Origin of the sequence: Salicibibacter halophilus (assembly GCF_006740705.1) — a bacterium.
Classification (GTDB): Bacteria; Bacillota; Bacilli; order Bacillales; family Marinococcaceae; genus Salicibibacter; species Salicibibacter halophilus.
The window spans coordinates 1,396,606-1,416,789 of sequence record NZ_CP035485.1 but is presented as its reverse complement, the minus strand read 5'-3'; the positions used below and the strand labels follow the sequence as shown (position 1 = coordinate 1,416,789).

Genomic DNA, 20,184 nt, shown 5'->3' with positions numbered 1-20,184 from the left:
AGTGAAAAATGAAGAGGCGTTGACGCAACACACTTTAAAAGGGAAAGATGTATTATCCTGGGTGGACTTTGCTCCGGAGGACATTGAAGAACTTTTGGAGAGCGCGGGTCAACTGAAAGAAAAACAAAAACAGGGCATCCCGCACCAAACGCTCGCCGGACGCTCCCTCGGAATGATTTTTGAAAATGCGTCTACGCGTACCCGGGTGTCCTTTGAGGTTGGGATGACGCAACTCGGCGGTCACGCGTTGTTTTTGAGCAGTGCGGACTTGCAAATCGGGCGAGGCGAACCGGTGCAGGATACCGCGCGCGCCCTTTCCCGTTACGTGGACGCGATCATGATTCGCGCCAACGATCATGAAATGGTGGCAACGCTCGCGGAAAACAGTGATGCCCCGGTCATTAATGCGCTTACCGATGATTATCACCCTTGCCAGGCGCTTGCCGACATGTTGACGATTCAAGAGCATTTGGGCAGCCTTAAAGGCCGGAAGGTTGTTTATGTCGGGGATGGCAACAACGTCGCCCATTCATTGATGGTCATCGCCGCAAAGTTCGGCGTTCATATTACCTTGTCGACCCCTGTTGGATATGAGGGATCACGAGAGGTTTGGACAAAAGCAAAAGCCATTGCGGCTGAAACGGGGAGCAAGGTGGAACACGTCACCGATCCGAACGAAGCGGTGCAACATGCCGATGTCGTCTATACCGATGTCTGGGTAAGCATGGGAGCGGAAAAAGAGAAAGACACCCGAAATTGGGCATTTGAACCTTATCAAGTCAATGACGCCTTGATGGCCCAAGCAAACGATGAAGCTATCTTTATGCATTGCCTGCCCGCCCATCGCGGAGAGGAAGTGAGCGCCGGAGTGATTGATGGTCCGCGTTCGGTTGTCTTCGACCAGGCAGAAAACCGTTTGCACGTGCAAAAAGCAATATTGCAAGCAGTGGTGCGTTAGGAGAAAAGGGGATTTTTTTCGTGCATGGAAAGGTGATATTTCATCGGATGGCGCCTGAAGTTAGCGGGAATGCGGTGGGTCGGTCGCCATGGAGAGCTCATGGAGCCTGAAGCTGAACCATTGATGACTGGTCGCTATGGAATGCCCATGGCGACCACAACTGTTTTCGGAACGTAAAAAAAGTTACCATGGTGCCACCTCGTCTCCTTTTTAAGGTATAATGATATTGGGAGTTGATCGGATGCATTTTCTTTTTGGTGTACTTATCTTCACTTTTGTTGCACTCGCCGGTTATTTTTTCTTGTCGGCCTTCACCTCTTTCGCCGAGACGGCTATTGTTATTTTTGCGTTAATCCTTGCCTTTCTTGCAGAATTTACGTATATGAAGATGCGGGCAGACGGCTAATTCGCCGCACATCCGTGGTTTTAAAATAAAGTCGCGACATTTGTTAAAAAGATACGACGTTTATAAAAATGTTGCGAAGGTTTATCCCTTTGGATATGATGATTCCAAAGGGTATTCTTACGGAAAACAGTATTCTGCAATAAGGCCAGATTGTTGAATAAGAGAAGGTTTTTAAATGCAACATCACACAAAAAGGAAACAGTATTTAACGAATCGGTTATTAAGTACATGAATGTATGAAAACATAAGATGGCGAACAACAACTTTAATAAATGTAAAAACCCTCTTGCCCCTGACGTTACGTTAGGGGTTATGCTATGTATTAAAGAAACGAAGGAGGGTAACGAATGATTGAGAAAAAAGCGTATTCCGTTGGAAAATTTGCTAAGTTGACAGGTGTAACTGAACGTACACTTCGCTACTATGATCGGAGAGGATTGCTAGTACCATCGGAATATAACAAACAAGGGCATCGCCTTTACACCGAAAATGATTTATTTCATTTACAAAGAATCTTGACACTCAAATATTTAGATTTTTCTCTGGGAGACATTGCTGGTTCTCACCCAAAAAGGTCCAGGTTTTCCACCAATTAGAGCGAAAAATACATTATAATAGAGATAGACTACGATGTTGGAGGTTCTACCATGTTCAGGCCAGGAGACAAAGATGTACAAAAAACACTCTTCGATCAAGATCAAGCATTTCCCGACTATGTTGTTGAAATGCTGAAAAAAAGCTGGGCCGAGGATTTTTATCGCCTTATTCTTACGCAAATTAATGAAAAACGCTTTTCCGTCTTATATAGCCAAAAGGCGAGTCGTCCGAATAAGCCAGTGAATGTTCTGGTCAGTTTGCTTATCCTCAAACAACAACATATATTCTCCGACGAGGACTTGATTGGATCCCTTTATTTTGATTATCGGTTTCAATATGCCTTGGGTCTGGAGGCCAATGCGGATAAGGAACGTCTCTGTGTTAACACCTTATCCAACTTTAGATGTCGCCTGGTTGAACATGAGCTACAAACGGGAGAAAATCTCCTCCAACAAGAAATGGAGTCGCTCGCTGAAAAAATGGCATATTTTCTTTCTTTAAACAAATCGATGGCACGCATGGATTCCACGATGCTTGACAGTTCTTGCAAAAAAATGACGCGCATTGAGTTGGTTTATACGGTGATTCGTAACGTGGTCAGGGAACTCAACAAGATTCCGGGATTGGATATCCCTGCGTCTTATTTGGCGTACCTTGAAAAAGGACATAAAAACCAAACCATATACAAAACGAAATCGACAGAAGAAGCATCTAAACTTGAATCCCTCATTCATCAGGCGCATGACTTGCACGTGTGGGTTCAAGATGCATCTGTCGCCCTTGATACCGATGCTTTTAAGCATCTGGCGCGCCTACTGCAAGAACAATCTGTGGAGTCGGAAGACGGCATCACTGTTCCCATCGAAGGAACAAAGTTATCTTCTCGTATTCTTCAAAACCCATCGGATCCTGATGCGACCTTTCGTCACAAAGGCGGAGACCATCATATCGGCAACAGTTTAAATCTTGTAGAAGTTCATGACCCTGAAAAAGAAACAGGGCTTATTATGCATGCCGATTTGAAAGAGAATACCCATAGTGACGCACAATTTGGCGAGGACTTTGTCAAAGAGCACCCTTTGGCCGACGACATTGAGACACTCGCTGTTGACGGTGCTTACTATCGCCAAGAAACGGTGAAACACGCGGATGACAAAGACCTTGAGATCAACTTTTCCCAATTGACCGGACGTTCTGTTTCCGATGACTATATTGGTGTCGACCAATTTGAGATTGACCCTGAAACAGGGAAAATTACAAGATGTCCACAAGGGCATGAACCAACCTTTCCCATCTATGATGCCGAGAAAGAGATATACACAGCCAAATTTTACAAAGAACATTGTCAGCAGTGCCCTCTATTAAACCAGTGCCAAGTCAAAGAGCAAAAGAAAGCCTACCACGTTTCGTTTAGCGAAAACAAAAGACGGACCGACCAAACGCGCGCCAAAATTGGAACGAAAAGGCATCAGGAACTTTCCAACTTTCGGGCGGGTGTTGAAGGCGTGCCTTCTGTCTTGAAACGGGCATATCGATTGGAGGATTTGCCTGTCAGGGGACGCGTGCGTCCAAAAATCTGGTTATATGCCTCAATCATTGCCCAAAACTTCAAAAGATGCACGAAACATCTTAAAAAGATGGCCCCAGCCACCGTTTAAGAGGGGTGGGGTAGATTTTTTCGAAGAAAAAATCATCCTTCAAACTTTAAAATGCCGCTCATTTTTGTTGGAAAAGACTTTGAGTGAGCATTAAAGCCTTAGTTTTTGGGTGCTAACCATTGCTGAATATCTTGAAAAACCCGGAAAGGAATTAAAGGATTCTTTGGCAGCGCAAGCAAACCTTTTGGAACAAAAGCGAGAACATCTTGATCAGGTGATCGGGACCATCGAACGCGTACAAGCGATCATTCAAGAGCAGGAAAATCAGACGGATAGCGATTTATTGTTAGGACTCATTCATGCGCTTCAACGTGAGGAAGATCAAAAGCAATGGATGGCTAACCATATGTCCAAAGAGTTGCTGGATCGAATATTCTTGGAAGGGAAGACAGCAGAAGAAAAACTTGAATTGGAGAAAAAAATAACAGCTATATTTTCAGATATTATTCGATTCTATCATGAGAGAAAGCCCGTGGATGAATTGGCAGTACAGGAAAAAGGACTGGAACTAATGAATGTGCTGACCGAAGTATTTGAACTGGAATATTTTGATGAACTTGAGGAAATCTCAGAAGGATTTGGGGATAAATCACTGCTTCATACAAAAGTTCTGACGAACGAAGTAGAAGCATATTTGACGGATATTTTAAGTAAGGTTCGAGAGGAGGGACGATGAATATGTTAAGCAATGATCAATATCACATTGAGCTGGCTATTGAAGCCAAGGGGCTCGTCAAAACGTTTGGAAAAAAACGCGCCGTCGATGAGGTTGACCTAACGGTGGATAAAGGGGCTGTATATGGCTTCTTAGGTCCGAATGGTGCCGGAAAAACAACGATTACCCGCATACTCGCAACATTGTTGAAACCTGATGCCGGCGACATCCGAGTGCTCGGCCATGATCTCGTGCAAGAGACGGACGAAGTGCGTAGCCGCATCGGTTTAACTGGGCAGTTCGCTTCACTGGATGAAGATCTGACCGGTCGGGAGAATCTGATCATGATCGGCCGGCTTACGGGTTATTCACAAAAAAGTGCAAAGAAAAGAGCTGACGAGCTTCTCAACGCTTTCGGTTTACAAGAAGCAGCCAAACGTCAGGTAAAAAAATACTCAGGAGGGATGCGGCGGCGTATTGATATTGCTGCTAGCATTGTCGTCTCACCGGAATTGTTATTTTTGGATGAACCGACCACCGGACTGGATCCGCGCAGCCGTCATCAAGTGTGGGACATTATCAGGGTGTTGGTGAGTACAGGCACAACGGTTTTATTAACGACGCAGTATCTTGATGAAGCTGATCAATTGGCCGATCGGATTGCCGTTATTGATGAAGGTAAAATCATTGCTGAAGGGACCAGTGGAGAACTGAAAGCCTCCGTCGGTTCGGGAACATTACAAGTACGATTGCTTGATCCGGAAACCCGACCTGAAGCAGAACAATTACTGGCTGAGAAACTTGACACAAAGATTCAGCTTTCATCCGATCCAGCGGTCCTTTCAGCTCGAATATCAGATAACATGCTTGCCACACATGCCCTCGGAGAACTGGGACGTGCTAATATTGCTGTTAAGGATTTTTCCCTTGGTCAACCTAGTCTTGATGAAGTTTTCCTTTCTCTAACAGGACGCCCTAATTCAACAGAAGAGGTGAGCGGATGAATAATAAAATATTGCGTGAAGTATTGGCAACCGGGGAGCGTCCGAAGAAACCCAGTGCATTATCAGCATCGCTCACTTTCGGATGGCGGGCACTTTTGAAAATAAAGCATATGCCGGAACAAATGTTTGATGTGACGGCGATGCCGATCATTTTTTTGCTCATGTTCACGTATCTTTTTGGCGGTTCCATCGCAGGATCCACCGGGGATTACCTACAATTCATCTTGCCGGGTATTCTCGTCATGACAGTAACCATGATAACGATGTACACCGGGATGGCCTTGAACAGTGACATCACCAAAGGAGTATACGATCGATTTCGGACCTTGCCGATTTGGGGGCCTTCGGTTCTCGTTGGAGGGTTATTGATAGACGTTGTGCGTTTCGCGATGGCCTCCGCAATCTTGATCGTGCTAGGAATGATCCTCGGTTTCCAACCCGATGCAGGTGTATGGGGTGTTTTGGCAGCCATCGGTTTATTGTTGCTGTTCGCTTTTAGCTTATCATGGATCTGGATCGCCCTTTCAATCGTCATACGAACGGAACAGACACTTGCCGCCGTCTCGATGATGGTCCTCATGCCTTTGACATTTATTAGCAATGTGCTTGTTGACCCGGAGACGTTGCCGGGATGGCTGCAGAGTTTTGTTGACGTCAACCCGATCTCCCTACTGGTGACAGCAGTGCGTGGGCTCATGCATGGAACGGCAACATTTGAAGATATTGGCTGGGTGCTCTTGGCTAGCGTCATCATATTGGCGATATTTGCACCGTTGACGATGTATTTGTATCGCAACAAAGAATAAAGAGGGAACTGTGATGCAGTATTAAATACAAAAAATTGTATCATACGCTGTCTGCTGATTTTATTCCTGAAACGAAGCGCAATTCTGGAATAACAGGGATTGTGCTCTCCTTGAGAATAGGGCTAGTTAATTGTATAATAAGCCTTCTTGATCAGAGAGTTTAGTTGCACCACATAAGAGGAATATGACCAGGAAATGTGAATAATTTTTGGAAAGGAAGGGCTAAAATGCATAATTTCGTTCGAAATATTATTGCAATTGTCGTGATTGTACCCGTGTTTATTGTGACCTTCCATGTTTTGTTCAACTCTACTTTTTGGTTCGCCGCATTTACAGTTGTAGCAGGACTTTATGCCATATATACTAACATTAGTGGACTGATGAAAGAACGAAAGCCACATTACCAGTAAGATCAATATGTACTAAGCAATCGAAGCGCTTATGCGGAATAAAAGTCAGAGCCCGATCTTGCGGAAAAAGGCCATTTAATGGGGTAACTTGTTTTACTCTTCACTTTAAAGAGGTATTTAAATGAGTTTTTTAAAAGCTTTTATCATAGCGTGTATTTGTTGCGTTATTATTATTTTACCTGGTGTATTTCTATTTTCAGATGATGTGGCTTGGAGAAATGTCATTAGTCTACTCGTCATCTACTTTCTTTCTGTAATTATAGTCTGGTTTGTTTTATTGAGGAGACCTATATAACATCACCGATCTTACGCAAACGAAGCGCAAGAATGGAATAAGAGTTGTGTCCGTCATGATAAAAAATGCATTCGTATTATAAGAACATCTAGGTGCGTGTAGTTAATGTCAGAAGTTTATGGCTTTTAATAGGCTTGAGTGCTATTTCGTACGCATTTGCAGACTATGTCAATGTTGAATGGAGTTCATAATGAAGCAAGTGCAACTTATGTTTTTTCAATAGAAGTTAAAGAATAGAATGGAGTAACATTCATTGATCAATTGTATGTAATGCTTTTTTCTGCAACGGTAATATACGGGTTTGTGGGTTATTTTTGATTAAACTTTATTTTAAAGCTACACATCCGTTATTGGGCTACCATAGAATATACAGCAGCCTATGCAGGAAAGGAAGAGATTAATGAGAACCATTTATCCTTACCGAATGGATGGTTACGCCGCTCCCCCGACATCTACACATGCAGGCGACGAACGGATTGGATTTTTTCTGCCATTTGTTGCCGGTCTCGCAGCAGGACCATTGTTAGCCGGTGGGGGATACGGTGGTTATGGTGCGGGATATGGCGCACCTCCTCCCATTAGTTATGGTCCGCAGTACGGCCCTCAGTTTGGGCCAAGTTACGGTCCGAGTTATGGACCTAGTTACGGTCCTATTTATGGAGGCGAGCCTGGCTTAGGTGGTCACCCGCTTCCGCCGTATGGACCGTACGGAGGATCCGAAGGCCCCCCACGATAAAAAAGAAACCGTGTCCATTTTCTCGGATGGGCACGGTTTTTTCTATTGCGGAAACGATGGAAATGGGATAAAATTAGTACTAGGTCATAATACGAACCAATATTTTAAAAGCCATTCAACAGGAGGGGAATTTGTATGCGACGAGCGGGCATATATGGAATTGGCAGTTTTACTGAGGGAAAAGAGGTTACGAATAAAGACTTTGAAAAGACGCTGGATACGAGTGACGAATGGATTCGGACACGCACAGGCATCGAACGAAGAGTATTTGCGGAAGATGATGTGGATACTTCGGATATGTCTTATTTTTCTGCTGTTCGCGCACTTGAACATGCCGGGGAAAAGGCCGAAGACCTGGATCTGATTATCGTTGCGTCTGTAACCGGTGATTATCCTTTTCCCTCTGTATCATCCATGATTCAAGACCGTCTCGGCGCGCATAAGGCAGCGGCAATGGATATCGGTGCCGCTTGTGCCGGTTTTGCGTACGGCGTCGTCACCGCCAGCCAATTCATATCTACCGGAGCTTATGCACGGATTCTCGTCGTCGGTGCTGAAAAATTGTCAAAGGTAACGGATTTCAACGATCGTAATACGGCTGTTCTCTTTGGTGACGGAGCAGGGGCGGCGGTCATGGGGCCCGTTGGCAACGACCGCGGATTGCTCTCCTTTGAATTGGGATCAGATGGCAGCGGAGCCCCCCATATTATCGCGAATCCCTATCTCTATATGAATGGACGAGAGGTGTTCAAGTTTGCCGTCCGCCAAATGGGCGATACGTGTATGAATTTGCTTGAAAAAGCCAATCTTACGAAAGATGATGTCGATTATCTCGTTCCTCACCAAGCGAATATCCGTATCATGGAAGCGGCCAGGCAACGTTTGGAGTTACCAAAAGAAAAAATGGCAGCTACTGTACACAAATTCGGAAATACGTCTTCATCTTCGATCCCCATAGCTCTTGTGGAAGACTTAAATCGTGGTAAAATAAAAGATGGAGATTTAGTCGTGATGGTCGGATTCGGCTCCGGTCTTGTATGGGGCGGTATTGCTCTTCGCTGGGGACGATAGGCCGATTCGCAAAATATACGAAACTTGGCTCAAAGACGATTGATCAAGAGTTCGCCATCGGTACCAAGCCAAGTTTTTAAAGGAGAGAATGAAGATGAAACATCGTGTCGTAGTCACAGGTATGGGGACGGTGAACCCACTCGGGAATCATGTGGACGAGGCTTGGAAGCGAGCGCTTGCAGGGGATACAGGCATCGGCCCGGTGACGAGGTTAGACGCAGAACAATTCCCGATTAACGTCGCGGGTGAAATAAAAGGCTTTGAAGTCGAAGACTATTTGGACCGAAAAGATGCCCGGAAAATGGACCGATTTACGCATTACGCTGTCGCTTCTGCGCAGATGGCCCTTGAAGATGCCGATTATAAGGTTACAGATGAGAATGCAGACCGTGTCGGTGTCTGGATTGGCTCAGGGATCGGTGGCATGGAAACCTACGAAAAACAATTTAAACAACTCACTGAAAAAGGGCCAAGACGAGTGAGCCCGTTTTTCGTACCGATGATGATCCCGGACATGGCGTCCGGCCAAGTATCCATTCAAACCGGTGCAAAAGGCATCAACTCTTGCAGCGTTACCGCTTGTGCATCAGGGACGAATTCGATCGGCGATGCGTTTAAGGTCATTCAAAGAGGCGACGCGGACGCCATGATTACCGGCGGAACGGAAGCGCCGATTACAAACATGGCGATTGCCGGCTTCGCGGCAGCTAAAGCGATAACGGCTTCCGATGATCCTGCCACTGCCTCTCGCCCGTTTGACGCAGAACGGGACGGATTTGTCATGGGCGAAGGTGCCGGCATTCTTATTTTGGAATCGTTGGAATCTGCGGAAGCGCGGGAAGCAGACATTTACGCGGAAGTGGTCGGCTATGGTTCGACCGGGGATGCCTACCATATGACAGCGCCCGCGCCGGAAGGGGAAGGCGCGGCCAGAGCAATGGAGCAGGCGCTTTCCGACGGAGCCATTGACAAAAAAGACGTTGGCTATATCAATGCTCATGGAACAAGCACGCCATACAATGATGAATACGAGACGACCGCGATCAAAAATGTCTTTTCCGATCATGCCTACGAGCTCGTCGTCAGTTCGACGAAATCCATGACCGGGCATTTATTGGGGTCAACAGGCGCCGTTGAATCCATTTTTAGCATACAGTCGCTTGTGGATCAGGTTGCAGCTCCGACCATTAATTTGCGCAACCCTGATCCGAAATGTGACCTTGACTACGCCGCAAACGAAAAGAAACCGATCCAAGCCAATGTCGCCCTGAACAATTCATTCGGCTTTGGCGGGCACAATGCAACGATTGCTTTTCAAACCTTCAATGGATAAAAAAGTAAGGCTGTCATCCTTCATGGTGGCAGCCTTACGTATTATACCGGGAAGTTAACGGGCGACTATTACCCCGATTCGTTGTCCAGTTGTTGTTTGGCTTCTTGAAGCTCTTCAATGGATAAGCCGAAATCCATTTGCAAATGGGGATAATCGTTCCAGTGTCCGCCCCACTCAAATCCTAAATCTTCTCCAATTGCGGCGACTTCCAGCCAATCGGATTCCCCGCTTTCGGTGCCATCGTATTCGATGTCCCAAATGATTTCTCCGTCGCTATTTTCAATCGCGAAATCGATAGCCAAGCCGTAATTATGATACGACTCGCCTGCCTCCGCGTTTGTCACAATGTCCCCCGACTCCGTCCGGCCTTGCGCGTAGAGATCATCTTGGCGGTCGTGGGAGCGATACCCTTCTGTAATGACCACATCAATCCCGATGTCATCTGCCCGTTCGATCAATGTGTCTTTTTGTTCTTTTACATGCGGATGCAGTTCTTCGTCGGTGGAAACGACATCTTCCGCCATGGCTTGTTGTTCGCGATTTTGGTCGATATTAAACAGGAAAAATGCCGAAAATATCGCCAGGAGGCACGTGAAGAAAAAGAAACTTTTCATAGATGAATAGATTCCTCCGGTGGATATTCTAGTACATGTAAATATAATAGAGGGGGTGAGGAATGTCAATAAAAAGGGGACAGACGGTCCCCAGAGGGGCGGTCTGCGGACTGAAAAAGGAGAATCCGAGCGTGTCGACTCCTCAGAGGGACGGTCTGCGGACTGGAAAGGAGAACCCCGAACGCGTCGAGTCCTCAGAGGGACGGTCTGCGGACTGAAAAAGGAGAAACCGAGCGTGTCGAATCCCCAGAGGGGCGGTCTGCGAACTGAAAAAGGAGAACCCGAGCGTGTCGAGTCCCCAGAGGGACGGTTTGCGGACTAAAAAGGAAAAACGCGTAGGGGTGCTGGGAAACAAGCAATCCTGTGCGGAGCAGCGGAAAAGCTGGGGATAAATTCAAACGCTTACCCGATCATAATCCTAGATAAGATGTGATATATGCTGCCAATAGTGATACTAACACCCAGTGTTATATAATGAGCTGCACCATTCATATTATTGAAATTAGTGGTGTACTATAAGATGATTTTCAACTCAAATAGCCCCGATCAAAATAGGAAAAATCACAGGATGTTATAGATTTGATCTGATGCACTCATTTTAATCAGCCTTTTCTATCTTGAATGTTTAACTTTTTCATTATCTCTGTTACGAAAAAAGGCTAGTTTGTGGAATAAGAGGGGGAGTTGACGAAGCTTAATTTTTAGGTGTCAGTTACTTTTAATCTAAGTATTCCAATGGTGCCTGTTATAACAACAATAATACTTTTCATCCCAGATTTCGCGAGGGCAACATCCAGGTAATTTCTTTTGGTTGGTATGGACATGCCGTTCAGGGAATGAATGCCTTTGAATAATATGCACAAGACAAATGTTGAGCCATTCCCTCGTCATTCGACATCAAACGAGCAAAGGAATGCCCGAGCTATGATTACTGGCTATTGATTTCGACAGCTTTTGAGCTAAACGGTGTCGTATAAACGCTCCGATCCATCCCTAACAAACTGAGGATGCGGTCCAATTGCGGCTCATGATTATCCGGAAACAACCGTCGGAGTTGACCGTCGATCTCCATGTGAATAATATCGACGGTATCCAGCAGTTCTAAGACAGCTTCGCCCGTCGGGCGAATGCTTCGACGGCCACCGCCCCCCATCAAATTCAGGGGCTCGTCATCTGTTTCCATGCTTGTGCGAATGAGGTATTCGAACAGGGAATAAATCATCATACTCATCATCATCACATAAGCAAAAGCTTCGACACGGCGGGGTTTTTCCAAGAAAAGCCGTCGGACAAAAAACGGATCCTTGAGAAACCGGAAGCGATTTTCCACGGTTTGTTGGCCTTTATAGCCTTTCAATAGGTCCACGTCGGAGGCCGTGTCGTTGCCCGCATTGGTGACCAGGATAAAGATGGACGCTTCTTTGCGAAGCTGTTCGAGGGTCTCTTCCGACGGGGATTGCAGCTCTAATTGGGCACGATAGACGGTGACCGGCGGAGGCGGCGGTTCCCCTTTTTTGGGACGCCCGCGTTTCTCGCGTTTGCCGGGCACCTCTTCACGGACCACGGTGCCTTCAAACGTATGATACCCTTTGTGATGGTGCTTGAGAAAGTCGGCAAGCGCAGCTTCGGCATCGGCCTCACAAGCAAAGTCCCGGCTTTCCAGCTCTTTTTGCTCTTTGCGACAGCTTTGCTTTTCATTTTTGAGTTGGTTGTCGATCTTCTTTTTCTTCCGACCATCCATTTGATCGGATTGAACAACCAGAAACCGGTAGGGGTTTCCGTGCAGTTTCTCTTTGGCGGGATAGGTGTGATAAGAAGCCGCCCCTTTGCGGTTGACAAAGTGGCCAATATCTTCCCATTCATTTTCATCGTCCTTCAAGGCTTTTTCTTTCAGTGTTTTGGCCACTTTAAAATTTTCCGGCAACCGGGATAAAAACTGAAAATCTGGCTGATCCCCTTTGCCTTGGACCATTTTTAAATTGTCTTCGGTGACCAGTGCGCTGTCCGCGATAAAAATCGCTTGGGCCAACTGATCCGGCTCGTACCATTGTCTCAGAGCTTTCATGACTTTCGCGTTCCATGTTTTATCATCCTGATTGCCGTTTAAGACGTCGGCATAGACGGGGATGCCCTCCGGTGATGTCGTCAACCCGAATTTAATCTGCGGAGCATCCGGGCGATGATCTTTGGTGTGGCCATGGACGATTTTTAATAACGCCTCATCATCGGGGTCGTTTTTGGGTGCACCTGTATATACAAAGGACGTGGTATCAGCGTGCAGCCCTTCCCACGTAAGGTTGACGCAGGATTGCACCCCTTGAATGCTGTGCATACAAATCTCTTCAAGCCCGGCGTTATAAAGGGCATCTAAGGCCCGTCCCAGCGCATCATCATTGAAATCACTCGCAGTGACGCCTGGGCCGAACAGCAATTCAACATCTTGGTTTTCATAGAATGCTTCGACCTTGAAGAGGGGCTTACGATCAGACAATTGGTTGATGATCAAAGCGGCGATCCGTGTGCCCACGGACACTTGGCAATCTTCCTTTTTGACGGGAGAAAGTCTATCGATACGTTCGACCAATCCAGCTTCTTCAATCAATTGGCGAATCACGGGAGTGGAGCCGAGACGCACCGTTTGAAAGCCCGATATACCTTCCATGGATTCAGTCACAGGAATCACCTCAAAATCTGGCTTCCTTCTACACTTTGATACAAGAAGGCCAAATTCCTGCAAAAATTAAATTTGACGCTTAAACGGGCGCGAAATATGGGTTTCATAGTCAATTTTGGGCTTTTTGTAGCCTCTCTAGTCCAAGATTTGAAGAAACGAAGCGCAATTCTGTAATAACAGGGATTGCGCCTCGCTGGAAGAAGGATGCGAGAGGATAATCCTCAAAAATGATTGCTATTTTAATAATGAACAGCGTTAAGCGCTTTTTTACCAGGTAACTGTAAATCCATAGAGAACCTTCTATATGCTTATGGAATTATTATACAAAAGGGGAGATATTTAATGCAAAATAATAGAGGTATTAAAGGACGGACAGGACTTGTCTTTCAAACTGTTTTATTTCATAGAAGTGTCCCTGCTTGGACATAAGTTCTTCGTAGGTGCCTTTTTCAATGACGCTACCTCCTTCCATAACGATGATTTGGTCCATGTTTTCGAGTCCTGTTATACGATGGGTAATTAATAGAATGGTGTCGTCTTTTGCTTGATGCCACAAATACTCAAAGATCTTTTTTTCTGTTACGGCATCCAATGAAGACGTAGGTTCATCCAAAACCCAGGTTCGTCCTTTTTTTAACAGTACGCGAGCCATTGCGAGTCTCTGTTTTTCCCCATCGGAGAGATTCTCTCCCCGTTCATAGATGTGACTATCCAAAGAAAGGTGATCAAGGTCGACTTTTTCTAAAACAGATTTGATCTCTGCATCTGTGTGCGCTTGCTCCATTACTAAAAGATTGTCCTGAACCGTTCCATAAAAGAAGTGATTTTCCTGCATCACCACATTTACGTTTTCCCAAATGCTCTGCTCCTTGAGTTCGTTCACGTTTTTCCCGTTTAATGACACATCTCCTCGATGGGCACTCACGAGTTTTAACAAGAGAGCCATTAGTGTAGATTTACCTGATCCGCTTGCTCCGACAATGGCTGTTTTTGAACCGGGAGGAATAGTAACATTCACATTTTTAATGGCTGGATAGCTTTCATCTTGGAAGTGAACGTCGACATTGCTTACATTGATGTGAACCGGTTGATCTCGGGGCAATTCAAATTGTCGCTGTTCAGTGTTATGCGCGTCACTTTGCAGGGTATGGGACAATCTCCCTGCGGCCCGGGTACTTTCCCGCAAATAAGAAGGAAAAGATGCCATGGGGACAGCTTCCTCAAAAACGGTGAGAGCAATCATGACCAACATAGCTAAAAATACCCCTTGCATGTGACCTTCGGACACTAAATAGGCACCTATGCCAAGTACGAGCACCGAAATTGCCAATGCCAATAACGTATTAATCGCTTGGTTTCCGGTTAAATAACGTCCTTCTTCCTCTTGTTCCCGAATCAAGTCTTTGGAGGCATCCAATAATTCCTTCTCTTTTTCATCCATTTGCTGATAGACCTTCAAATCTCTGAAGCCATGCAAAAACTCCGTTACGTTCGTCGATAACGTTGCGCGCTTTTCCCCTACATTGTTTTGAAGGTGCTTTTGGCGAGTCATGAACCATGCAGGGATCACAAATGTTGTCAGCAGCAAGCCAAGCACGAAAACAAAAGCAATCAGGACGGAGAAATACATCACAAATAAAATGGTCATTAGAAAAACCATCACTAATACAATGGGCGGGTAAAATACACGTAAAAAATAATTCTGCAGCCGCTCAACATCCCCTACGATTCGAGCGAGTAAATCTCCACTTTGATAATGTTGAAAAATGGCAGGCGCTAAAGGTTCCAACTTTTGATAAAAGGTAACTCTTAACCGGCTGAGGACAGAAAATGTTGCTCTGTGTGAATAATACCTTTCTGCGTAGCGGCTTAATGCACGCACCAACCCAAGCAATTTCACTGTTGATGTGAGAATGATTAACGCATATAGCGGTGGTTCCAAGGCTGCATGGGAGATCAAGTAACCACTTGCAGCAAAAAGACCAACGCCAGTAATCCCGGTTATAAAGCCTGCGATGATGGATAGAAGAACGTCTTTTTTTTCGTGAATGACAGCCTTAGTGACGGTCGAAAGTTCCCTCATCACTCAGCCTCCTTAATTGAGCATCAACCATACCGGCGTAAGTTGAGGACTGGGTCATCAACCTTTCATGTGAGCCGCTGGCCAAGAGCTTGCCGTTCTCCAATAATAAAATGCGATCGGCATCTTGTATCGTATACAGGCGATGAGCAACCGTTACAATTGTGGCGTTCTTGCTCAGCTTTTGGATGGATGATTGTAATATATTTTCCGTTTGTAAATCGAGCCCAACGGTTGGTTCATCAAACAGTATAATAGAAGGTTGCTTCAGAAACGCTCTGGCGATTGCAAGGCGCTGTTTCTCTCCTCCGGACAGCCCTCGTCCCCCTTCACCGACAATGGTTTCATACCCGTCACTCAGATCTTCGATCATCTCTGAAATACCGGCTTGACTGGCTGCATCGATCACATCCGCCTGTGAAACTTGATCTGGCAGGCCAATCGCAATATTTTCCCCAATACTTCCGGAGAAAATATAGGGATGTTGGGTAATATAGCTGATATGTTTATACCAGCTTTGCTCTTGGTGCTCAAAAAGGCTATGGCCGTCGATGCTTATGGTGCCTTGCATGGGCTTCATTAAGCCTGCGATAACATTTAATAACGTTGTTTTCCCTGATCCGCTTTTCCCTACAATAGCCACATGTTCATAAGGGAAAATCTTTGCCGAAACATCTTCAAGCACGAAATTTTCCGGTTCATATTGAAAACTTACATCAGAAAGTTCAATTTGAGGGGGCATTTTTTTATCCGAAATTTTTTGGTCCCCCCACTGAATGCTATCTCCTGTATTTTCTAATTCTTCCTCCACTTTTTTAGCTGCTCCCATACTTGCGCGCCCATTATGAAAGGCACTCCCAAGATCTCTCAGTGATAGATAAAAATCGGGAACGAGCAGTAAAATAAAGAAGGCGGTAAAAAACGTGAGACTTTCGTAAATGATAAGTTGCAGCGCGATCTCCAAGGCTATAAGACCAATACTTAGCATCATGATAATTTCCAGCATAAAAGCATTCGTGAAAGCGACTTTTAAAATATCCATGGTTGCATTTTTAAAGCCGATACTGCTTTCTTCCATTCGGTTTTGCTGTTTTTTTGAATGTCCGAACAATTTTAACGTTACCAATCCCTGCAAGGAATCAAGAAAAGTGCCGGAAAAGGCTTCTAACTGTGTTAACTGTTCTTCAGACTTTTTTTTCGTTTGAATACCTACTAATGCCATAAAGAGGGGAATAAATGGTGCGGTAACGAGCATGATCAATCCGGAATTGACGTGTTGGGTAAAAACAACAATAAGGATCATCAAAGGGACCAATGCCGTTTGCAACAGACGGGGGATATACTGGCTAAAGTAATTATCAACGGCGTCTACGGAATCCATGAGAATACTGACTTTTCCGCCCGATTGTCTGTCTAAAGAAGTATGAAGCGATGATTGTGCCATCTTTTGCAACAACCGTTTTCGGAAATGATCCTTTGTCCGGGCGGCCATTTTTATTCCCGTTCGGCCACTTGCATAAATGACATACACGCGGACTAAGATGACCCCAAATAAAATGAGCAAGAATGGAAAAATACTGGAAAACGCCATATCCTGAAGGAAGACGCCATCAATAATGCCGGCAATGATGGCGCCTTGGCTAATAATAGCAATACCTAATAAAAAGGCGAATACGAGCAAAAATGCCATGCTTTTTCTTTGTTGCGATAGACTTTCTTTTAAGAGATACATTTCGCTATTTCCCTTTCTAAATGCTCTTTTTCTACTTTTTTCCCTTTACATAGTCTGCATCGAAAAGAAATAGTTTAAATACCAGAGCGAGAGAAGGAATGAGCAAGAATAAGCCTGCGATAAAGGCAATCACTAGTGCAAGGCCCATAGATTCATGCGTTGCCCCGCCCTGTATCGTAATATAGGGATCCAGAATATATGGGTAGTGGCCGATCCCGTATGCGAAGAAAGCAAACAAGAACTGTAACATAACGCTAATAAACGCAAGCCCGTAATTTCTCCCGGCATAAAGGAGCCAGAGAGCGATCAAGAAAAAGCCGACAGAGAGCCCAAGCATCCACCATAAATCCATCATGTTATGGAAATGTCTCTCGTTGTGCTGGCTGAGAAAAATAAATGACGTTAAAGCTGCTATTATCATGGGGGTGCTCCAAAACAAAGCGTAAGAACGCACCAACTTCAAAGCGGGTTGATCATTCGCCCGAGAAGCATAAAATGTTAAGAACGTAGCGCTAATGAATAGAACGGACACGATAGAAAGGGCCACAATGCTCCATGATAATGGACTTGTGAACAATGCAAAGTACTCAAGCGAGACATATCCGTTTTCCTCTACAATAAAACCGCCCTCGGATAGAGTCAGTGCTACAGACAGGGAGGCCGGAATTAACAATCCCGTTACGCCATATAAGAACAAATACACAATGCTATTTTTCGAGCCATAGTTTTCAAAAGCGTAGAAAGAACCGCGTATAGCAATTAAGACAATCGCTATGCTCGCCGGAACAAGCATGGAACTTCCGTAATAATAGGCGGTATCAGGGAAAAAGCCTACAATGCCGACAAAAAAGAACACAAAAAATACGTTCGTAATTTCCCATACGGGGGACAAATATCTGGAGATGAGTTGGTTTATAATGTGATCCTTCTTCGTTGCTTTCGACCAAAAAGCAAAAAATCCGGCGCCGAAATCAATGGAAGCTACGATTAAATAGCCATATAGAAATAGCCATAATATGGATATACCAATCAATTCATAGCTCATGACGCATCACTCAATTCTCGTTTTTCCAGTTCAAGTTCTGCGGGGTTATTGCGGAATAGTCTTCGTAAAACTACAATACATAACGTTCCAAGAACGATGTAAAGCGCCAGAAACATGAGAAACATTAGACCGATATAAGGAGAAGAAGTTGCGGCTTCTTCCACCGTCATAAAACCTCGGATAATCCAGGGTTGCCGACCCAATTCAGCAAAGAACCAACCTAATTGAATGGCCAGGAACGCTAAAGGGCCACCCAATACAATCAGCCTGAGTATCCAACGGTTATGCTCATTACGCTTCTTTAGGAAATAGAAACTAAAGTACAAGATCCCTACAGCTGGCAATAGGAAACCGATCGTTACCATCAGATCGAACAAATAATGGATGACAAGCGGAGGCGTTTCTGCCTCTGAAAATTCCTCCAGGCCGGTCACTTCCGCATCGAAATCACCAAATCCAAGAAAGCTTAAAAAGCTTGGGAGACGTATTTCTCCTTGAACCTCTTGATTGTCATCCAGCCACCCGAACAGAATTAAATCGGCGTTTTCTTCCGTTTCAAAGTGCCATTCGGCTGCAGCAAGCTTTTCTGGCTGATCTTCTGCTAAGAATTTTGCGGAAATGTCTCCGGATAGAATGTTCACGGCACCCAAGACGAGAACAAATGGCATTAACATTTTCAAAGCTTTTTTGTGGTAATCGGCGGTTATATTTTTTTGAGAATCGGATGCTTTCTTTTTGAGTATCATAAAGGCGGCAATTGCTGCCAAAAGGGCGGCACCTGTTAAATAAGCGGAGGAGAGAACATGAAATACTTTGGAAGGGGTGGCAGCGTTAAGCATAGCTCCCATTGGACTCACTGCCGCAAACTGTCCTTCGTCCAGCACAAAACCTTCCGGTTGATTCATGAATCCATTCACTGTTGTAATAAACACAGCTGACATTCCTGCACCAATCACGATGGGCAATGAAAGCAACCAATGAAGATAAGGGTTTTTAAACCTCCCCCAGGTGTACAAATAAATGCCTATAAAAATCGCTTCAAAAAAGAAAGCGAAGACTTCCAAAAAGAGTGGCAGTGCAATAACATTACCGGCTGCTTGCATGAAATTAGGCCATACAAGTGATAGCTGCAATCCAATTGCCGTACCCGTTACAACACCAATGGCGATTATAATGATAAACCCTCGCGTCCAACGCTTGGCCATCAGTGTATACCGTGGATCATTCTTTTTAATGCCGACAAACTCAGCGATGGAAATGAATAACGGGATTCCCACACCAATGGTTGCAAATATAATATGGAAGCTGAGGGTTAAACCTGTTAACAAACGGCTGATCAAAACTGGATCTAGTTCCAAATGTTCTCCTCCCCCATAGAACTTAGTGGTAAAAAGCTGAAAAATAAAACGTTGCGGAAAACAAGGTGACCGTGAAGAAAATTGGGAAGAAATTCGGGGTGTTCTACCTCTAACGGAATTACTTGCTGTTTCTTTAAATATATAAGAGATAATCGACTGAAAACAACGATTAAACCGTTTTGTCAATTAATCTTACTTTTTTTTTGACGTTCTTATGAATAGGGGAATTATTAGCTTTCTATTACGAAGATGAACAAATAAAGAGTGGAATAGTTAAGAATCTGGAAGCACTAGTTCTATCTCCGGAAAGTGTGGTTTATTACAAGTATTGCAGTGTTTACGAAGAAGACTCGCAAGTAGCCGGTGTCGTTTCCTTTTATCCCGGTGAATATGATGTTCCATTAATGAAGCCCATAGCGAAAAAATGGTACCTCAAGGACTATATTAGTATGCTTTCTGTAATGCCAGATTACCAAGGGAAAAAATCGGACACAAACTCATTCGTATGGTTGAAGATGAAGCCTTACAAAAAAGTTACGATACAATTTCATTGAAGGTGGATGCAAAGAACCCAAGAGCCATTTGTTAGTTGTCACGAGTTGGAGGAAGTAAATTTAAATTTCTAGAAAAGCAACCCTTGTCCTCTTAAGAAGCTTACATGGAAGGAGTGACTCCCTATTTTTCAAGCGCAACCCCCAATATCCGGCTGATAGGGTTCTTTAAAAGAAGCTTTAATCATTTGCTTCATAAAA

At 44.8% G+C, this 20,184-nt stretch carries 16 protein-coding genes; 10 read left to right on the top strand and 6 right to left on the bottom strand.

The annotated features are described in order from the left end of the window. Position 1: 1 nt before the first annotated feature. The 10 genes from argF to fabF all read left to right on the top strand — a co-directional run bounded on the left by argF (position 2) and on the right by fabF (position 9,929). Positions 2 to 958, top strand: coding sequence for an ornithine carbamoyltransferase (gene argF / locus EPH95_RS06915; protein WP_142088530.1), 957 nt, complete (start codon positions 2 to 4; stop codon positions 956 to 958). Positions 959 to 1,199: 241 nt separating this feature from the next. After that, on the top strand, positions 1,200 to 1,364 hold the full coding sequence (locus tag EPH95_RS18740) for a hypothetical protein (protein ID WP_160141668.1): 165 nt from the start codon (positions 1,200 to 1,202) through the stop codon (positions 1,362 to 1,364). Between the two features lie 347 nt (positions 1,365 to 1,711). Then, positions 1,712 to 1,960, top strand: coding sequence for a MerR family transcriptional regulator (locus tag EPH95_RS06910; protein ID WP_142088528.1), 249 nt, complete (start codon positions 1,712 to 1,714; stop codon positions 1,958 to 1,960). Positions 1,961 to 2,011: 51 nt separating this feature from the next. Next, a complete protein-coding gene (locus EPH95_RS06905) occupies positions 2,012 to 3,619 on the top strand; it encodes a transposase (protein WP_142088526.1) in 1,608 nt (535 codons plus the stop codon). Positions 3,620 to 3,803: 184 nt separating this feature from the next. Next, positions 3,804 to 4,295 (top strand): hypothetical protein, encoded by a 492-nt coding sequence (locus EPH95_RS06900; RefSeq protein ID WP_160141667.1) that lies wholly within the window; start codon positions 3,804 to 3,806, stop codon positions 4,293 to 4,295. Next, positions 4,292 to 5,278 (top strand): ATP-binding cassette domain-containing protein, encoded by a 987-nt coding sequence (locus EPH95_RS06895; protein ID WP_227004083.1) that lies wholly within the window; start codon positions 4,292 to 4,294, stop codon positions 5,276 to 5,278. The genes EPH95_RS06900 and EPH95_RS06895 overlap by 4 nt, the downstream gene beginning before the upstream one ends. Then, positions 5,275 to 6,084, top strand: a complete 810-nt coding sequence (locus EPH95_RS06890; protein ID WP_142088522.1) for an ABC transporter permease — start codon at positions 5,275 to 5,277, stop codon at positions 6,082 to 6,084. Before EPH95_RS06895 ends, EPH95_RS06890 begins: the two co-directional genes overlap by 4 nt. A 1,105-nt stretch (positions 6,085 to 7,189) precedes the next feature. Further along, positions 7,190 to 7,525 carry a penicillin-binding protein gene (locus EPH95_RS06885; protein ID WP_227004082.1) on the top strand — a complete coding sequence of 112 codons (336 nt, stop codon included), beginning with the start codon at positions 7,190 to 7,192 and terminating at the stop codon, positions 7,523 to 7,525. A 135-nt stretch (positions 7,526 to 7,660) separates the two neighbouring features. Further along, positions 7,661 to 8,596 carry a beta-ketoacyl-ACP synthase III gene (locus EPH95_RS06880; RefSeq protein ID WP_142088520.1) on the top strand — a complete coding sequence of 312 codons (936 nt, stop codon included), beginning with the start codon at positions 7,661 to 7,663 and terminating at the stop codon, positions 8,594 to 8,596. 88 nt (positions 8,597 to 8,684) lie between these two features. Beyond that, entirely contained in the window at positions 8,685 to 9,929 is a 1,245-nt protein-coding gene (gene fabF / locus EPH95_RS06875; RefSeq protein ID WP_142088518.1) for a beta-ketoacyl-ACP synthase II, read from the top strand. 68 nt (positions 9,930 to 9,997) lie between these two features. Here fabF and EPH95_RS06870 read toward each other — a convergent pair whose 3' ends face one another. The 6 genes from EPH95_RS06870 to EPH95_RS06845 form a co-directional block, all read right to left on the bottom strand. Beyond that, positions 9,998 to 10,543, bottom strand: coding sequence for a M15 family metallopeptidase (locus EPH95_RS06870; protein WP_142088515.1), 546 nt, complete (start codon positions 10,541 to 10,543; stop codon positions 9,998 to 10,000). 928 nt (positions 10,544 to 11,471) lie between these two features. Continuing rightward, positions 11,472 to 13,217, bottom strand: coding sequence for an IS1634 family transposase (locus EPH95_RS06865; RefSeq protein ID WP_142087587.1), 1,746 nt, complete (start codon positions 13,215 to 13,217; stop codon positions 11,472 to 11,474). A 361-nt stretch (positions 13,218 to 13,578) separates the two neighbouring features. Then, positions 13,579 to 15,300 (bottom strand): thiol reductant ABC exporter subunit CydC, encoded by a 1,722-nt coding sequence (cydC, locus tag EPH95_RS06860; RefSeq protein WP_142088513.1) that lies wholly within the window; start codon positions 15,298 to 15,300, stop codon positions 13,579 to 13,581. After that, a complete protein-coding gene (gene cydD, locus EPH95_RS06855; protein ID WP_264372003.1) occupies positions 15,275 to 16,987 on the bottom strand; it encodes a thiol reductant ABC exporter subunit CydD in 1,713 nt (570 codons plus the stop codon). The genes cydC and cydD overlap by 26 nt, the downstream gene beginning before the upstream one ends. Before the next feature lie 73 nt (positions 16,988 to 17,060). Next, positions 17,061 to 18,074: a cytochrome d ubiquinol oxidase subunit II gene (locus EPH95_RS06850; RefSeq protein ID WP_142088509.1), complete on the bottom strand. Its 1,014-nt coding sequence runs from the start codon at positions 18,072 to 18,074 to the stop codon at positions 17,061 to 17,063. Next, positions 18,071 to 19,432, bottom strand: a complete 1,362-nt coding sequence (locus EPH95_RS06845; RefSeq protein ID WP_142088507.1) for a cytochrome ubiquinol oxidase subunit I — start codon at positions 19,430 to 19,432, stop codon at positions 18,071 to 18,073. The genes EPH95_RS06850 and EPH95_RS06845 overlap by 4 nt, the downstream gene beginning before the upstream one ends. Positions 19,433 to 20,184: the final 752 nt, after the last annotated feature.